The sequence below is a fragment of the Brevibacterium sanguinis genome (assembly GCF_039528855.1).
Classification (GTDB): domain Bacteria; phylum Actinomycetota; class Actinomycetes; order Actinomycetales; family Brevibacteriaceae; genus Brevibacterium; species Brevibacterium sanguinis.
On the sequence record NZ_BAAAMB010000001.1, the window covers coordinates 175,199 to 189,702 of the forward strand.

Genomic DNA, 14,504 nt, shown 5'->3' on the forward strand with positions numbered 1-14,504 from the left:
TGCTGGGGACGGAGGGCTGCTGGACCCTGGGGGCTGCCGTGAACGGCGCTGATAGCGTGAGGCCATGGGCCATATCGACATCAACGACGTTGCGTACACGCTCGCCGACGGCCGACCGCTGCTGTCGGGGGTGTCGTTCCGGGTCGGCGACGGGGCGAAGGCGGCGCTCATCGGCGCCAACGGGGCAGGGAAGACGACGCTGCTGCGCATCCTCACCGGTGAGCTGTCCCCGGAGTCCGGGTCGGTGTCCCACACCGGCAGCGTCGGCCTGATGCGCCAGTTCATCACCGCCGACACCGTCGCCGAGGCGCTCGAGGAGCTCGCACCGCAGCGGATCCAGCGGGCCGCCGCCGTCGTCCGGCGGGCCGAGGAACGGCTGCTCGGCCCCGACGGTGAGACGACCGAGGTCCAGATGGCGTACGCGAACGCCCTGAGCGAATGGGCCGATGCGGGAGGCTACGACGCGGAAGTCCTCTGGGACACGTGCACCACCTCGGCGCTGGGGATCCCCTTCGACCGGTGTCGGGACCGGGCGATCGCGACGCTCTCGGGCGGGGAGCAGAAGAAGCTCGTCCTCGAGGCGCTGCTGCGCGGACATGACGACGTGCTCATCCTCGACGAACCGGACAACTTCCTCGACGTGCCGGGCAAGCGGTGGCTGGAGGCGCAGCTGCGGGAGACTGACAAGAGCGTCCTCTTCGTCTCCCACGATCGGGAGCTGCTCGCGCAGGCCGCGACGGAGATCATCACCCTCGAGCTCTCCGCCGCCGGCAACACCGCCTGGGTGCATCCGGGCGGGTTCGCCTCGTATCACGCGGCGCGGGTCGCCCGGTTCGACCGGCTCGAGGAGCTGCGGAAACGGTGGGATGAGGAGCATGCGAAGCTCAAGGCCCTCGTCCAGATGTACAAGCAGAAGGCCGCGTACAACTCCGATATGACCTCACGGTACCGGGCGGCGCAGACCCGACTCGAGCGGTTCGAGACCGCCGGTCCGCCCGAGGCGATGCCCAGGGAGCAGCACCTCGGGATCCGCCTCGGCGGAGGTCGGACGGGGAAGATCGCGATCGTTGCCGACGCACTCGAGCTCACCGACCTCATGCTGCCCTTCGACCTCGAGGTCCACTACGGCGATCGCGTGGCGGTGCTCGGGTCGAACGGGTCGGGGAAGTCGCACTTCCTGCGCCTGCTCGCCGCCGGCGGCACCGATCCCGAACCCGAGCATCGGCCCGTCAGCGACATCGACATCCCCGCTGTCGCCCATGAGGGTCGGGTGCGGCTGGGGGCTCGGGTGCGGCCCGGCTGGTTCGCGCAGACCCACGGGCGGCCCGACCTCGTCGGACGGACCCTGCTCGACATCCTCCATCGGGGCGACGAGCACCGCAGCGGGCTGCCGCGCGAACCCGCGTCACGGGCGCTGGCCCGCTACGAACTCGCCGGGTCCGCCGAGCAGACCTTCGACTCGCTCTCGGGCGGGCAGCAGGCGCGGTTCCAGATCCTCCTGCTCGAACTCGCCGGCGCGACACTGCTCCTCCTCGACGAGCCGACGGACAACCTCGACCTCGTCTCCGCCGAGGCGCTGCAGGATGCGCTGGCCGCCTTCGACGGCACGGTGCTCGCGGTCACCCACGATCGCTGGTTCGCCCGTGATTTCGATCGTTTCCTCGTCTTCGGCGCCGACGGGGAGATCTACGAGTCGAACGAGCCCGTCTGGGACGAGGGGCGCGTGTCCCGCGCCCGAGGGTGAGCCTCGCGGACGCGCCTACCGCACCTCGATGTCGTAGCTGTATCCCTGCTCGGTGAGGAAGCGGCGGCGCTGGGCGGCGAAGTGCTCGTCGACGGTGTCGGCGGCGACGACGGTGTAGAACGTCGCCGAGCCCGAATCCTCCTTCGGCCGCAGGATCCGGCCGAGGCGCTGCGCCTCCTCCTGCCGCGACCCGAAGGCACCGGAGACCTGGATAGCCACCGAGGCGGCGGGCAGGTCGACGGAGAAGTTCGCGACCTTGGACACGACGAGGACCCGAATCGCCCCCGACCGGAAGTCGCGGAAGAGCTCCTGCCGCTGTGACTCCGGGGTCTGCCCGGTGAGCACGGGGGCGCCGAGGGCCTCGCCGATCTCCTCGAGCTGGTCGAGGTACTGGCCGATGACGAGGATCTGCGCCTCCGGATGGTCGGCGACGAGGGTCTTGACGATCGGCAGCTTGGCATCCGAGGTCGCGGCCAGGCGGTAGCGATCCTCGCCGTCGGCGCGGGCATACGCGGTGCGGGTGCCTCCGTCGAGGCGGACGCGGACCTCATGGCACGCGGCGGTGGCGATGAAGCCGAGGCGTTCGAGCTCCTTCCACGGCACCTCGTACTGCTTGGGGCCGATGAGGGAGAACACCTCGTCCTCCCGGCCGTCCTCGCGCACGAGCGTGGCGGTCAGCCCGAGCCGGCGCCGGGCCTGGAGGCTCGCGGTGAGCCGGAAGATCGGCGCCGGGAGCAGGTGCACCTCGTCGTAGATGACGAGCCCCCAGTCCTTGGCGTCGAGGAGTTCGAGGTGGAGATACGAGCCCTTCCGCCTCGTCGTGAGCACCTGGTAGGTCGCGATCGTGATCGGGCGGATCTCCTTGACCGATCCCGAATACTCGCCGATCTCGTCCTCCGTCAGCGTCGTGCGCGCGAGGATCTCGTCCTTCCACTGCTTCGCCGACACGGAGTTCGTCACGAGGATGAGCGTCGTCGTCTGCACCCGCGACATCGTCGCGACCCCGACGACCGTCTTCCCGGCCCCGCAGGGGAGGACGACGACCCCGGACTCCCCGGAAAGCGACTGGTCGATGGCCTCCCGCTGGTAGTCGCGCAGATGCCACGCCCCGCCGTGGGCGTCGTCGCTGAGCTCGATGTCGCGGGCTTCGCCGTCGACGTAGCCGGCGTGGTCGGAGACCGGATGCCCGAGCTGGAGGAGGGCGTGCTTGAGCTCGCCCCGTTCCGAGGGGTGGACGAGGACGGACTCCTCGTCGAGCCGCCTGCCGAACTTGCCGACGAGGTCGGGCTGGCCGGTGAGCCGGTCGAGGAGTGCGGTCTCCGTCGACGTCAGCGTCAGGCCGTGGATGGGATGGTCGATGAGGGTGAGCACCCCGAACCGGTCCATGATGTCGACGATGTCGACGAGCAGCTCGTGCGGGACCGGGTACTTCGCGAACTCGAGGAGGACATCGACGACCGATTCGGCGTCGTGGCCGCTCGCGCGCGCATTCCACAGGCCCAGCGGGGTGATCGTGTACGTGTGGATGTACTCCGGGGTCCGGGCCAGCTGTGCGAACGGGGCGATCGCCACCGCCGCCTCGGTGGCCAGGGGGTGCCCCGATTCGAGGAGCACAGTCCGATCGGACTGGACGATGAGAGGTCCGTTCATGAATTCCTTCGCCGAGGTGACAACGACGAGGTCAACGCCCCGGGCGGCGCGATTGTTCCCGCCGCTGCCTCCGCCCGCCGGTGAGTGCTCACCTCGGCTCCGGCGCGGGTTCGACGCTGACGATGCGCGCGATCGACAGGGACGCCTCGGCGCCGGTCGTCGTCACCGTGCCGCGGACCCGCCCGCCGTTGACCGTCGTCGGCTGCATCTGCACGATGCGCTCCTGACCGTGGGAGTCGGCGAGCCGGATCGTCACGAGCGTCCGGGCCTGTGCGGCCTCCCGGAGCCGATCGAGGTGACCGAGCGGTTCGTCGGTCGGTCTCTGCTCCGCGGTCGCGCCCGCCGGCGAGCGCAGGATGCGGATGTAATCGCCGAGGCGGTCGTCGGTGACCCGGGCCCGTGTCCGCGTCGTCACCTCGGGTTCGGTCTGCGTGATCACCGACCGGCGGCGCACGGGACCGGCGGGGGAGTGGAGGAGCGCGTGATGGTCCCCGGCCTCGAGAAGGTGCATCGTGCGTTCGAGGCCGAGCTGGCTGATCGCCACCGTCGGGGCGAGACGGTCGAGGCCGGCGGGGGCCATGAGCGGGTCGGAGAGGATGACGTCGAGGTCGACCGGGTCGTCGACGACGAGGACGGCGCGGGCCCCGGCGACCCGGACGCGGTGCAGCTTCGCCGCGGTGTTCGAGATGAGGAACTCGAGCGTCGAGGGCAGCGGTTCGGTGCTGATGGCGGCGAGTTCGCGCAGCGCTTCGGCGGCGTCGACGCCGGACTGCATGCTCGCCTCGATCGTGTCCCCGTCGATGCGGTAGACGGTGCCCTGGCCGCGGGCTTCGACGACGGCGAAGCGGCGGAGGATGTGGTGGACGCGGGGGTCGATCGGGCCGGTCGCCACGGCGGTGAGATCGGACTGGATGAGGACGGTGTCGACCTCGGGGACGAGCCCCGCGCGGACCTCGGCGACGACCTCGGCGGGCACGGTCAGCGCCGCGACGCTGACCCCGAGCGGCGCGAGCGCCGGATTCTCACGGACCGCGGCGGTCGCGGCCCGCTCGAGACCGGCGGCGAGCATCACCCCGAACCGGCTCGGACCGAAATGGCCCGGCTGCTGGAGCGGGGTCGTCGCGAGCCCGAACATCACCGCCGACTGGAGGACCTCCTCGGTGATCGCGGGATCGTGGGCCGGGGTCAGCGGCCGGGATCGCAGGACCTGCGCGTGGATCCACTCAGCCGAACGCGACGATCCGACCCCGATGCCGTGGAGCACGGAGAGCACGGTGGAGCGCAGCAGCGGCATCGCCGGAACCGACTGGCTGAAGCCCTTGAACAGGGACTTCTTCGGGGCGGCGAGGACGGTGAGGCGCTCGTTCGCGCTCGCCCCGGTCACGAGCTGGGTGACGTCCTGGGATTCGCGCAGCCACGAGGAGACGAGCGACGCCCAGAGGTCGGCGCGATCCCCGGCGAGCATCGTCGCCGCGTCGTCGCTCGCCGTCCACTGCGGGTCGAGCGGATCGTCGAGGACGCCGATGAGACCGAGGGACTTCGCCGCCAGCAGCATGGTGATCGTCGGCTCGAGGTCGAGTTCGAGGGTGCGCGCGAGACGGCTGACGTCGCGTTTCGAGATGCCGCCGCTCGTCAGACGGGAGACGGGGGAGGACTCCATCTCGTCGACGAGTCCGCGCAGGGAGGACACGACCTCGGCGACGGCCGCCTGTTCGCTGTTGTGGACGAGGGCCTGGGGGATCGTCGTCGCCGAGGCGTCCGGGCGCTGGGCGGAGTCCGTGTAGGTGTGCCAGGGGCGGGGGCGGGCGGAATCCGCCGCCGAGGTGGGCAGGAGGGTGATCGCCTCGGACTGGATCCGCCAGACGTCGGGGGAGTCCGCAGGCCAGGCGAGGCCGAGGTCGCGCAGCCGGGTGAGGTCGGCGTCAGCGGGGACGGCATCGCCGAGGCGGCCGAGACTGATGTCGGGCCCGGTGCGGGCGGCCGTCGCGAGACCGATGAGGAGGTCGAGGTGGTCGGCGTCGAGCGCTTCGATGCCGCGGGAGACGCCGATGCGCGACGACGCCGCGGCGGCGAGGGAGGACAGTGTCGGCGACTCGGGCCGGAGGAGGTCGCGACGAGTCCGCACGAACGACTCGAAGTCCGCGTCGGAGCTCTGGGCCAGCCATGTGCTGAAGGTCATTGACATCGCCGTTCAGTGTATCCCCAGGGGTACAATGGACGGGTCAGGAACGCCCAATCACCTCGGGAAGGACGAGCATTGTCAGCCAAGCGTGTCGATACGGCCATCGTCGTCGTAGCCGTCGCAGCAGCCGTCATCGGAGCAGCCGGTCTCATCGGCGTTCTGGGTCAGGCGTGGATGGGGTACACCCCCTCGCACTTGCTGACATACCTGCCGATGATCCTCCTGCCCATCGCCTTTGCTCTGCTCGCAGCGGTCGTCATCCGCTCGGCGCTCAGACGCAGGCAGCCAGGGGTGAACGAGAGCTGAGACGAACCGCGGGCTCAATTCCGCAGGCTCGCTTCTCCGAGGCGATCACCTCCGTTCGGTCGGTGGTTCCATTCGCTCGGGGCCTCCGTTCGGACCGCAGTTCACGGCAGCTCACCGAAACCGCACCGACCGAGCTGCTGAGCATGGCCGGCTCAGCCGGACCCAGCTCAGCGCAGGCAGAGGTTGCGACCAGCCGACGAACGCTCACCGTGACGTTCACGGACAGAGCAACGGCACGTGGCAGCCACCGGGCGACAGTGACACGTGAGGCGAGCGATGAGACTCGTGCTCAGCGGCCGGAGCCTCCTTCGGTTGCGAGGCCATGAGTGCGAGGCACTCGGCGTCGGCGTCGCGGGACCGACGAATCACCATTGACCACCTCCTTCGATCTGGGTGCGCAGGACATTACCGGGCACCACTGACACAGACCGGCACCGCCGGTCAGAGACACAGGACCCGACCGGGTCCTCCGAGACACCGCAGGGCTGCACACCACGGCAGCACTGCACGAAAGGACACCATGCCAACCGGACGCGTGAAATGGTTCGACGCCGACAAGGGCTACGGCTTCGTCGTCGCCGAGGACGGCTCGCAGGCCTTCCTCCACTCCTCGGTCCTGCCCGAGGGCACCGAGGTCACGAAGGGCACCCGCCTCGACTACGACGTCGTCGACTCCCGCCGCGGCGCCCAGGTGCTCAAAGCACGGCTCATCAGCGCTCCCGCGAAGGTCGCGAAGGCCCGCCGCCGCTCCACCGAGGACATGGCGGTTATGGTTGAAGACGTCATCAAAGTTCTCGATGACCTGAACAACGGCCTGCAGCACGGCCGTTACCCCGACCGCGAGCACGGGAACAAGGTCGCCTCGCTGCTGCGGGCGATCGCCGACGATTTGGAGTCATGATGTCCTCTCTCTTCACGACGTGGCTGGACGACCAGCGCACGGGCACCCAGGCCGCCGCCTCGGCGCCTGAGGACGCGGACGTCGCCGCCGCCTCGGCGCCTGAGGACGCGGACGTCGCCACCACCTCGGTGCCGGTCGATTCCACCGATGCCGCGACGGCCACCGGCGATCCCGAAACGGCCAGCAGCGATCCCGAGACGACATCGGACGCGCCCTCGACGAAGAAGACCGCAGCCGTGAAACCGGCCCGCTCGACCTCGGAGAAGGTCGTCCTCGACGCCCAGCTGGCAGCGGCGAGCGACATCGCCCGGTCGGCGATCGCCGAGGTGGCCGGCAGCTCCGTGATCGGCGAGCACCTCGGCGCGCTGGCCGAGGGCACCAGGCTCGTCACCCACTACTTCGTGTGCACCGACCCGAGCTACCGGGGCTGGCGCTGGGTCGCCGTCCTCGCGCGGGCACCGCGGTCGAAGAAGGTCACCGTCTGCGAGACCGCCCTGCTGCCGGGACCCGACGCCCTCGTCGCCCCCGAGTGGGTGCCGTGGGACCAGCGCCTCGAACCCGGGGATCTCACCCCGCGCGACACCCTGCCGAAGGTCGACTCCGATCCCAACCTGCAGCCGGGCTACCAGCAGACCGAGGACAACTCGGCCGACAACATCGACCAGATCGCCAACTTCGAGTTCGGCATCGGTCGCGAGCGGGTGCTCTCACCCGAGGGGATCTCCTCGGCCGCGACCCGGTGGGCGAACTCCGATGCCGGTGCCGAAGGCGAATTCTCCACCCGCGCCTCGGCGCACTGCAGCACCTGCGGGTACTTCATGCCGATCGCCGGTTCGCTGCGGGAGCAGTTCGGGGTCTGCGCAAACGCCTGGTCGCCCTTCGACGGCCGCGTCGTCCAACTCGATTCGGGCTGCGGCGCGCATTCGGAGACCGACGTCAGACGCCCGGACACCGAACCGGCCGAAGCCGTCGTCGACGACTACGCCCGCGGCGAACTCGAGTTCCAGGAGGGCTGAACCACTCGATGGCCCACACGTTCCGGTCGCTCGCCGAACCGAACTACCGACACTGGTTCGCCGGCGCGCTCATCTCGAACACCGGAACGTGGATGCAGAGGACGGCCCAGGACTGGCTCGTCCTCACCTACCTGACGAACAACAACGCCTCGGCGCTCGGCATCACGATGGCGCTGCAGATGGGTCCCCAGCTCATCATGTTCCCCTTCGCGGGGGCGCTCGCCGACCGGTTCTCCAAGCGCGCGCTGCTCATGGTCACGCAGGCCCTCCTCGGCGCCGTCGGACTGCTGCTCTTCGTCCTCGTCATCACCGACACGATCGAGCTGTGGCAGGTCTATGTGCTCGCGCTCGTCCTCGGCATCCTCGCCACCCTCGACACCCCCGCCCGGCAGGCCTTCGTCTCCGAGCTCGTCGGCGAGAAGCTCCTGCCCAACGCGGTCAGCCTCAACTCAGCGTCGTTCAACGGGGCGCGGATGATCGGGCCCGCGGTCGCCGGAGTCATCACGGCCCTCGTCGGCGCCGGACCCGTGTTCCTCATCAGCGGGCTCGGGTTCGCGGCGACGCTGACCGTGCTCATCCGGCTCGACCGCTCACGCCTCCACCCGTCCAATCGCCGAGGCGGCGGCGGGGTCCTCGGCGGGTTCCGCTACCTGCGCTCCCGCCCTGACGTCGTCATCGTGCTCGTCGTCCTCTTCATCGTGGCGACCTTCGGGTTCAACTTCAACATCTACACCGCGACGATGGCGCGGATCGAGTTCGACAAGGATGCGAGCGGATTCGGCCTGCTCAACTCCGTCATGGCGATCGGCTCGGTGGCCGGTGCCCTCGCCTCGGCGAAGCGGGAGAAACCGCGACTGCGCTTCATCTTCGGCGCCGCCGGCGGGTTCGGCCTCGCCGTCGGACTCGCCTCGCTCATCACGAACTACTACGTGTTCGCCGCCGCGCTCATCCTCGTCGGATTCTCGTCGCTGACGATGCTGACCTCGGCGAACGCCTACGTGCAGACGACGACTCCGGCGTCCTACCGCGGTCGAGTGATGGCGATCTATGCGGCCGTCGTCATGGGCGGCACCCCGCTCGGCGCGCCGCTGGCGGGATGGGTCGCCGATGCGTTCGGTCCGCGGATGTCGATGGCCGTCGGTGCGGCCTCGGGGCTGCTCGCATTCGCGGTCGGACTCGTCTGGATGATCGTCGCGAAGAACCTCCGCCTGACCTACGACCCGAAATCGCGCATCCGGCTCCACGTCAGCTACCACGGGCACCCGTAGCGTCGCCAGGTGCTCCACACCTGCGTCCCGTAAGATCGGGCCTGCGCTCTCGTCTCCGAACTCGAAAGGGCCCGTCACGTGGTGGATCCGGACATCCTGACGTCCGTGCTCGTCGGCATCGCCGTGCTCATCGGCTGTCTCGGCATCATCGTGCCGGTGCTGCCCGGATCGATCCTCATCGGCATCGGGGTGCTCATCTGGGCCATCGTCATCGGCACTCCCGCCGCGTGGATCGTCTTCGCGATCGTCGCCGTCCTCGTCGCCGCCGGGATGAGCGCGTCGCTCGTCCTCACCGGCCGCAAGCTCAAGGAGATGTCCGTGCCGAATCGGTCGGTCATGCTCGGCGGAGTGCTCGCGATCGTCGGCTTCTTCGTCATCCCCGTCGTCGGTCTGCCCGTCGGCTTCGTCCTCGGCCTCTACCTCGCCGAGCTGGCCCGACTCAAGGACCCGAAGGTCGCGTGGGGATCGAGCTGGGGCTCGATCAAGGCGATCGGCATCGGCACCGTCATCGAGCTCGGTCTCGCCCTGCTCGCCGCCATCACCTTCGGCATCGGACTGCTCATCCACTTTATGTGAGAAGACGCGGCGAGGTCAGGTGGGCTGCGGGCCGGGGCCGCAGGGTGCCGGCGGAGCCTCATCGACTACTCGGGGTGCCGAACACTACCCGGAGCCCCAACCACTACGCGGAACATCGAACACTACCCGCAGCGGCTTGTGCGTCGGCGTCACTTCTCGAGAGGCACTCTGAGCTGCTCACACACCGTGCGCACGGGTTGTGTGTGCGGCTTAGGGTGCGGGGTCCGAAACGCCCCCAGGCCTGGGCTGGGGCCCGTCAGGCGAGGGCGTCGATGACGAAGTCGAGGCAGCCCAGCAGCGCCTTGACGTCGGCCGGGTCGACGGAGACGAACGTCGCGATGCGCAGCTGATTGCGGCCGAGCTTGCGGTACGGTTCGACGTCGACGATGCCGTTGGCGCGCAGCACCGAGGCGACGCGGGCGGCATCGACCGAGTCGTCGAAGTCGACGGTGACGACGACCGACGAACGGTCCGCGGGATCGGCGACGTAGGGGCGGGCCACCTCGGCGGACCCCGCCCAGTTGTAGACGTACCCCGAGGTCTCGCGCGTGCGCTCGGTGGCCCACTCGAGGCCGCCGTTGCCGTTCATCCACTCGATCTGCTCGGCGAGCAGGAGCAGAGTCGCAACGGCCGGGGTGTTGTACGTCTGATCCTTGCGGGAGTTGTCGATCGCGGTGACGAGGTCGAGCGAAGCGGGGATCCAGCGCCCGGAGTCCTTGATCTCCTGCGCCCGGGCGACCGCCTTCGGAGAGAGGATCGCCACCCACAGGCCGCCGTCGGAGCCCATGTTCTTCTGCGGCGCGAAGTAGTAGACGTCGGTCTCGGCGATGTCGACGGGCAGGCCGCCGGCACCGGACGTCGCGTCGATGACGACGAGCGCATCGTCGTCGATGCCCTGAGGCCGCGCGATCGTCGTCGCCACACCCGTCGAGGTCTCGTTGTGGGGCCACGCGTAGACGTCGGCGGTCCCGTCGAGTCCGGCGTCGGCCAGGGCGGCGGGGGAGGGGATCGCCGCGGTGCCCGGCTCGGCGGCGAGGATGAGGGAGTCCTTGAGGTGCGGGGCGGTGTCCGTGGCCTTCGCGAACTTCTGGCCGAACTCACCGAACGTCGCATGGGCGGCCCGCTCACGGACGAGACCGAAGGCGGCGACGTCCCAGAACACGGTGGACCCGCCGTTGCCGAGGACGACCTCGTAGCCCTCGGGAAGGTCGAAGAGCTCGGCCAGTCCGGTGCGGATCCGGCCCACGAGTCTCTTCACCGGCGCTTGGCGGTGGCTCGTGCCGAGCACGGTCGCCCCGGCCGCGCTCAGCGCCTCGATCTGTGCCGACCGGATGCGGGCCGGGCCCGATCCGAAACGTCCGTCGGCGGGCAGGAGTTCGTCTGGAATCGTCAGGTTCGTCGCAGTCACGCACGCCATTCTAAGGTCTCGCCGCGCAGCGACCGCGGGCCGTCTCATCACGTGCGGATCGTGCCCGCACCCCGCACGGTCAGGCCGTGTCCGTGACCGCCCGTAGAGTGGAGCCATGAGTGAGCCTGTCGACCGCCTGGCCCAGACCCGGGCCTCCTACATCTCGTCCTCGTTCGACCGCCCCGAGGTCTCCCCGCTCGACCTGTTCCGCACGTGGTACGACGAAGCCGCCGGCCAGGTCCGCGAACCCAACGCCATGACCGTGTCCACGCTCGACGACTGGGGTCCCGTCGCCCGCATCGTCCTGCTCAAGGCCGTCGATGCCGCCGGCTTCGTCTTCTTCACCGACTACGACTCGGCGAAGGGACGGCAGCTCGCCGCCGATCCGCGCATCGCGGCGAGTTTCCCGTGGCAGGACATGCACCGGCAGATCCGGATCCGGGGCCTCGCCGAGGCGGTCGCCGCCGCGGAGTCCGACGCGTACTTCTCGGTGCGCCCCCGCGGCTCGCAGATCGCGGCGAGCGTGTCGAAGCAGTCCCAGCCGGTGAGCGGGCGCGAGCAGATGGAAGCCGAGTACGCCGCCGCCGTGACCGAATTCGAGGGGCGTGAGGTGCCGCGGCCTGCGCACTGGGGCGGGTTCCGCATCCGGCCGTTCGAGATCGAGTTCTGGCAGGGACAGCAGAACCGCTTCCACGACCGGTGGGTGTTCCGACGTGCCGACGGCAGTCACGACCCCGGCGATCTCGCGGCCGCTGACCAATGGGAGCTCGTCCGCCTCTATCCTTGACCGAAAGGTCTGTCTGCACCGACTTTCTCCTGGGCAGGCAGCCACCCTGACAGAGACACCCCCGCCGGGTCTCCCGGCTCGCAGCGTCGTGAGCCGGACGACCCGTCCCCACCCCGAATCCTCAAGGAGCATCCATGGCACAGACACCGCAGGACACCACGACGGCCGGCAGCGACCAGGCAGCACCGGAGCGTCAGACCCCGGAGGCCAACCGGGGCGACGCCGCCCGGACGGATGAGGCCGCGGTCGCCCGGTTCGACAACCTCATCGGCGGACAGCGCCGCGGGTCCGAGGACCGCGTGCTCAACCGCAATCCGTCCGATCCCGCCGACGTCATCGGCAGCTTCGCCCGTGCCGACGCCCAGACCGTGACCGACGCCGTCGCCGCCGCGGCTGCCGCGGCACCGGCCTGGGCCGACTTCCCCGCCCAGCAGCGCTTCGCGATCCTCGACACCGCAGGCACCCTCATCGCCGAACGCGCCGACGCCCTCGCCGACCTCCTCGCCCGCGAAGAGGGCAAACAGCTGACCGAGGCCCGCGGTGAGGTGCTGCGCGCCGCGCAGATCTTCAAGTTCTTCGCCGGTGAGACGATCCGCAACACCGGGGAGATCATCGACTCCGTGCGCCCCGGCCTCGTCGCCGAGATGACCCACGAGCCCATCGGCGTCGTCGGGGTCATCACGCCGTGGAACTTCCCCATCGCCATCCCCGCCTGGAAGATCGCCCCGGCGCTCGCCTATGGCAACACCGTCGTGTTCAAACCGGCCGAACTCGTCCCCGGCTCCGCCTCGGCGCTCGTCGACATCCTCGTCGAGGCGGGCCTGCCCGACGGGGTCCTCAACCTCGTCATGGGGCCCGGTCGCGTCGTCGGGGACGTGCTCACCGCCTCGGCGGACGTCGACGCCATCACCTTCACCGGATCCGCCGCCGTGGGGCGCGGTGTCATCGCCGCGGCCAGCGAACACGGGATCCGCGTGCAGTGTGAGATGGGCGGGAAGAACCCGCTCGTCGTCCTCGGCGACGCCGATCTCGACGCCGCCGCCGATGCCGCGGTCAACGGCGCCTTCTTCTCCACCGGTCAGCGCTGCACCGCCTCGTCGCGGCTCATCGTCACCGCCGACGTCCACGACGAATTCGTCCGGCTCGTCACCGAGCGGATGCAGGGCCTGACCGTCGGCGATGCCCGCGCCGCGGGCGTCGACATCGGCCCCGTCGTCTCCGACGACCAGCTCGCCCAGGACCTGCGCTACATCGACATCGCCCGGGACGAAGGCGGTGAGGTCACCGGCGGTGACCGCATTGAGGCGGACACGGAGGGGTACTTCCTCGCACCTGCTCTCGTCACGGGCACGAAGCCGACCGACACGATCAACGTCGATGAGGTCTTCGGTCCGGTCGCCTCGGTGATCAAGGTCGCCGACTACGACGAGGCGCTCGCGGTGGCCAACGACACCGCGTTCGGCTTGTCCGCGGGCATCTTCACGTCGTCGCTGAAATATTCGAGCCACTTCAAGCGTTATGCCCAGGCAGGAATGGTGATGGTGAATGCGCCGACGGCGGGGGTGGACTACCACGTGTCGTTCGGAGGCCGGAAGGGGTCGAGCTACGGACCCCGCGAACAGGCCCGAGCGGCACGCGAGTTCTACACCGTCCACAAGACGGCGTACGTCAACGCGGGCTGAGACCCGCAGCGACCCCGCGGCCACGATAGAATCGATGTGAATCTCAGGGGGCCGCGAGACATCGCAGCCGGGGCACGGTCGCACGCCCCCTGAAATGTGTGAACGCCTGACATGGTCTCCCCAGACCTGAAGACGAAGAGTGGAGTGGCTGGTCTTAAGTGAACGACCTCGTCGATACAACCGAGATGTACCTCAAGTCGATCATCGAGCTCGAGGAGCAGTCGATCGTGCCCCTGCGGGCCCGGATCGCCGAGCGCCTCGACCATTCGGGACCCACCGTCTCCCAGACCGTGGCCCGGATGGAGCGCGACGGCCTGCTCCATGTGAGCAATGATCGACACCTCGAACTCACCCCGGAGGGGCGTCGCATCGCCACCGAGGTGATGCGCAAGCACCGTCTGGCCGAACGGCTCCTCGCCGACGTCGTCGGTCTCGAGTGGGAGCTCGTCCACGACGAAGCCTGCCGGTGGGAGCATGTGATGAGCGAGCAGGTCGAGCGCAAGCTCGTCAGCCTGCTGCCCGACACGAAGTCCGGTCCCTACGGCAATCCGATCCCGGGTCTCGAGGTCATCGGTGCCGAAGCGAGCAACGGCGCCGAGGTGGTCGACCTCGCGACCGCGGTCGCCCGCGACGGCGCCACGCAGCTGACGATCGCATGGCTGGCCGAACCGCTGCAGGTCGACATCCACCTCCTCCAGCAGTTCCAGGTCGCCGGGGTGATGCCCGGCACCGACGTCGAGATCACCCGCAACGGCGAATACATCACCGTGCAGGTGCCCGGCGCCGAGGACGTCCTCGACCTTCCCGTCGAGACCGCCTCGCACGTGTTCGCCCACAAGCGCTGAACGGAACTGACCGCCTGAGGTCCCGGCGGCACAGGCCGTCACCGGTCGTGACATCACGCAGCGGTCGCACTCCGTGACGGAGTCGACGCACAGAGCTCAGAGTGTGTAACGAAACGTTGCACAACCCGGCCCGGGGAGC

At 69.5% G+C, this 14,504-nt stretch carries 12 protein-coding genes; 9 read left to right on the forward strand and 3 right to left on the reverse strand.

Annotated elements, in window-relative coordinates:
* Nucleotides 1-64 precede the first annotated feature (64 nt).
* Nucleotides 65-1,744 (forward strand): ABC-F family ATP-binding cassette domain-containing protein, encoded by a 1,680-nt coding sequence (locus tag ABD154_RS00825; protein WP_344249400.1) that lies wholly within the window; start codon nucleotides 65-67, stop codon nucleotides 1,742-1,744.
* 15 nt (nucleotides 1,745-1,759) lie between these two features.
* Here the strand turns inward: ABD154_RS00825 and ABD154_RS00830 are convergent, their stop codons facing one another.
* Both ABD154_RS00830 and ABD154_RS00835 read right to left on the reverse strand, forming a co-directional pair.
* Entirely contained in the window at nucleotides 1,760-3,394 is a 1,635-nt protein-coding gene (locus ABD154_RS00830) for a DNA repair helicase XPB (RefSeq protein ID WP_344249402.1), read from the reverse strand.
* An 88-nt stretch (nucleotides 3,395-3,482) separates the two neighbouring features.
* Nucleotides 3,483-5,573: a helicase-associated domain-containing protein gene (locus ABD154_RS00835; protein ID WP_344249404.1), complete on the reverse strand. Its 2,091-nt coding sequence runs from the start codon at nucleotides 5,571-5,573 to the stop codon at nucleotides 3,483-3,485.
* A gap of 78 nt (nucleotides 5,574-5,651) precedes the next feature.
* Here ABD154_RS00835 and ABD154_RS00840 point away from each other — a divergent pair, with 78 nt between their 5' ends.
* From ABD154_RS00840 to ABD154_RS00860, 5 genes are all read left to right on the forward strand, one after another.
* Nucleotides 5,652-5,882 carry a hypothetical protein gene (locus tag ABD154_RS00840; RefSeq protein ID WP_198499563.1) on the forward strand — a complete coding sequence of 77 codons (231 nt, stop codon included), beginning with the start codon at nucleotides 5,652-5,654 and terminating at the stop codon, nucleotides 5,880-5,882.
* Nucleotides 5,883-6,402: 520 nt separating this feature from the next.
* On the forward strand, nucleotides 6,403-6,783 hold the full coding sequence (locus ABD154_RS00845; RefSeq protein WP_344249407.1) for a cold-shock protein: 381 nt from the start codon (nucleotides 6,403-6,405) through the stop codon (nucleotides 6,781-6,783).
* Nucleotides 6,783-7,799 carry a DUF3027 domain-containing protein gene (locus ABD154_RS00850; protein ID WP_344249409.1) on the forward strand — a complete coding sequence of 339 codons (1,017 nt, stop codon included), beginning with the start codon at nucleotides 6,783-6,785 and terminating at the stop codon, nucleotides 7,797-7,799. Before ABD154_RS00845 ends, ABD154_RS00850 begins: the two co-directional genes overlap by 1 nt.
* Nucleotides 7,800-7,807: 8 nt before the next feature.
* On the forward strand, nucleotides 7,808-9,067 hold the full coding sequence (locus tag ABD154_RS00855; RefSeq protein ID WP_344249411.1) for an MFS transporter: 1,260 nt from the start codon (nucleotides 7,808-7,810) through the stop codon (nucleotides 9,065-9,067).
* 81 nt (nucleotides 9,068-9,148) lie between these two features.
* Nucleotides 9,149-9,643, forward strand: coding sequence for a DUF456 domain-containing protein (locus ABD154_RS00860; protein WP_344249413.1), 495 nt, complete (start codon nucleotides 9,149-9,151; stop codon nucleotides 9,641-9,643).
* A 256-nt stretch (nucleotides 9,644-9,899) separates the two neighbouring features.
* Here ABD154_RS00860 and serC read toward each other — a convergent pair whose 3' ends face one another.
* Entirely contained in the window at nucleotides 9,900-11,051 is a 1,152-nt protein-coding gene (serC, locus tag ABD154_RS00865; RefSeq protein ID WP_344249415.1) for a phosphoserine transaminase, read from the reverse strand.
* Nucleotides 11,052-11,166: 115 nt separating this feature from the next.
* Here serC and pdxH point away from each other — a divergent pair, with 115 nt between their 5' ends.
* The 3 genes from pdxH (at nucleotide 11,167) to ABD154_RS00880 (ending at nucleotide 14,365) form a co-directional block, all read left to right on the forward strand.
* On the forward strand, nucleotides 11,167-11,838 hold the full coding sequence (pdxH, locus tag ABD154_RS00870) for a pyridoxamine 5'-phosphate oxidase (RefSeq protein ID WP_344249417.1): 672 nt from the start codon (nucleotides 11,167-11,169) through the stop codon (nucleotides 11,836-11,838).
* Nucleotides 11,839-11,972: 134 nt separating this feature from the next.
* Nucleotides 11,973-13,520 carry an aldehyde dehydrogenase family protein gene (locus ABD154_RS00875; protein ID WP_344249419.1) on the forward strand — a complete coding sequence of 516 codons (1,548 nt, stop codon included), beginning with the start codon at nucleotides 11,973-11,975 and terminating at the stop codon, nucleotides 13,518-13,520.
* Nucleotides 13,521-13,678: 158 nt separating this feature from the next.
* Entirely contained in the window at nucleotides 13,679-14,365 is a 687-nt protein-coding gene (locus ABD154_RS00880) for an iron-dependent transcriptional repressor DtxR (protein WP_198499555.1), read from the forward strand.
* The last annotated feature ends 139 nt before the right edge of the window (nucleotides 14,366-14,504 follow it).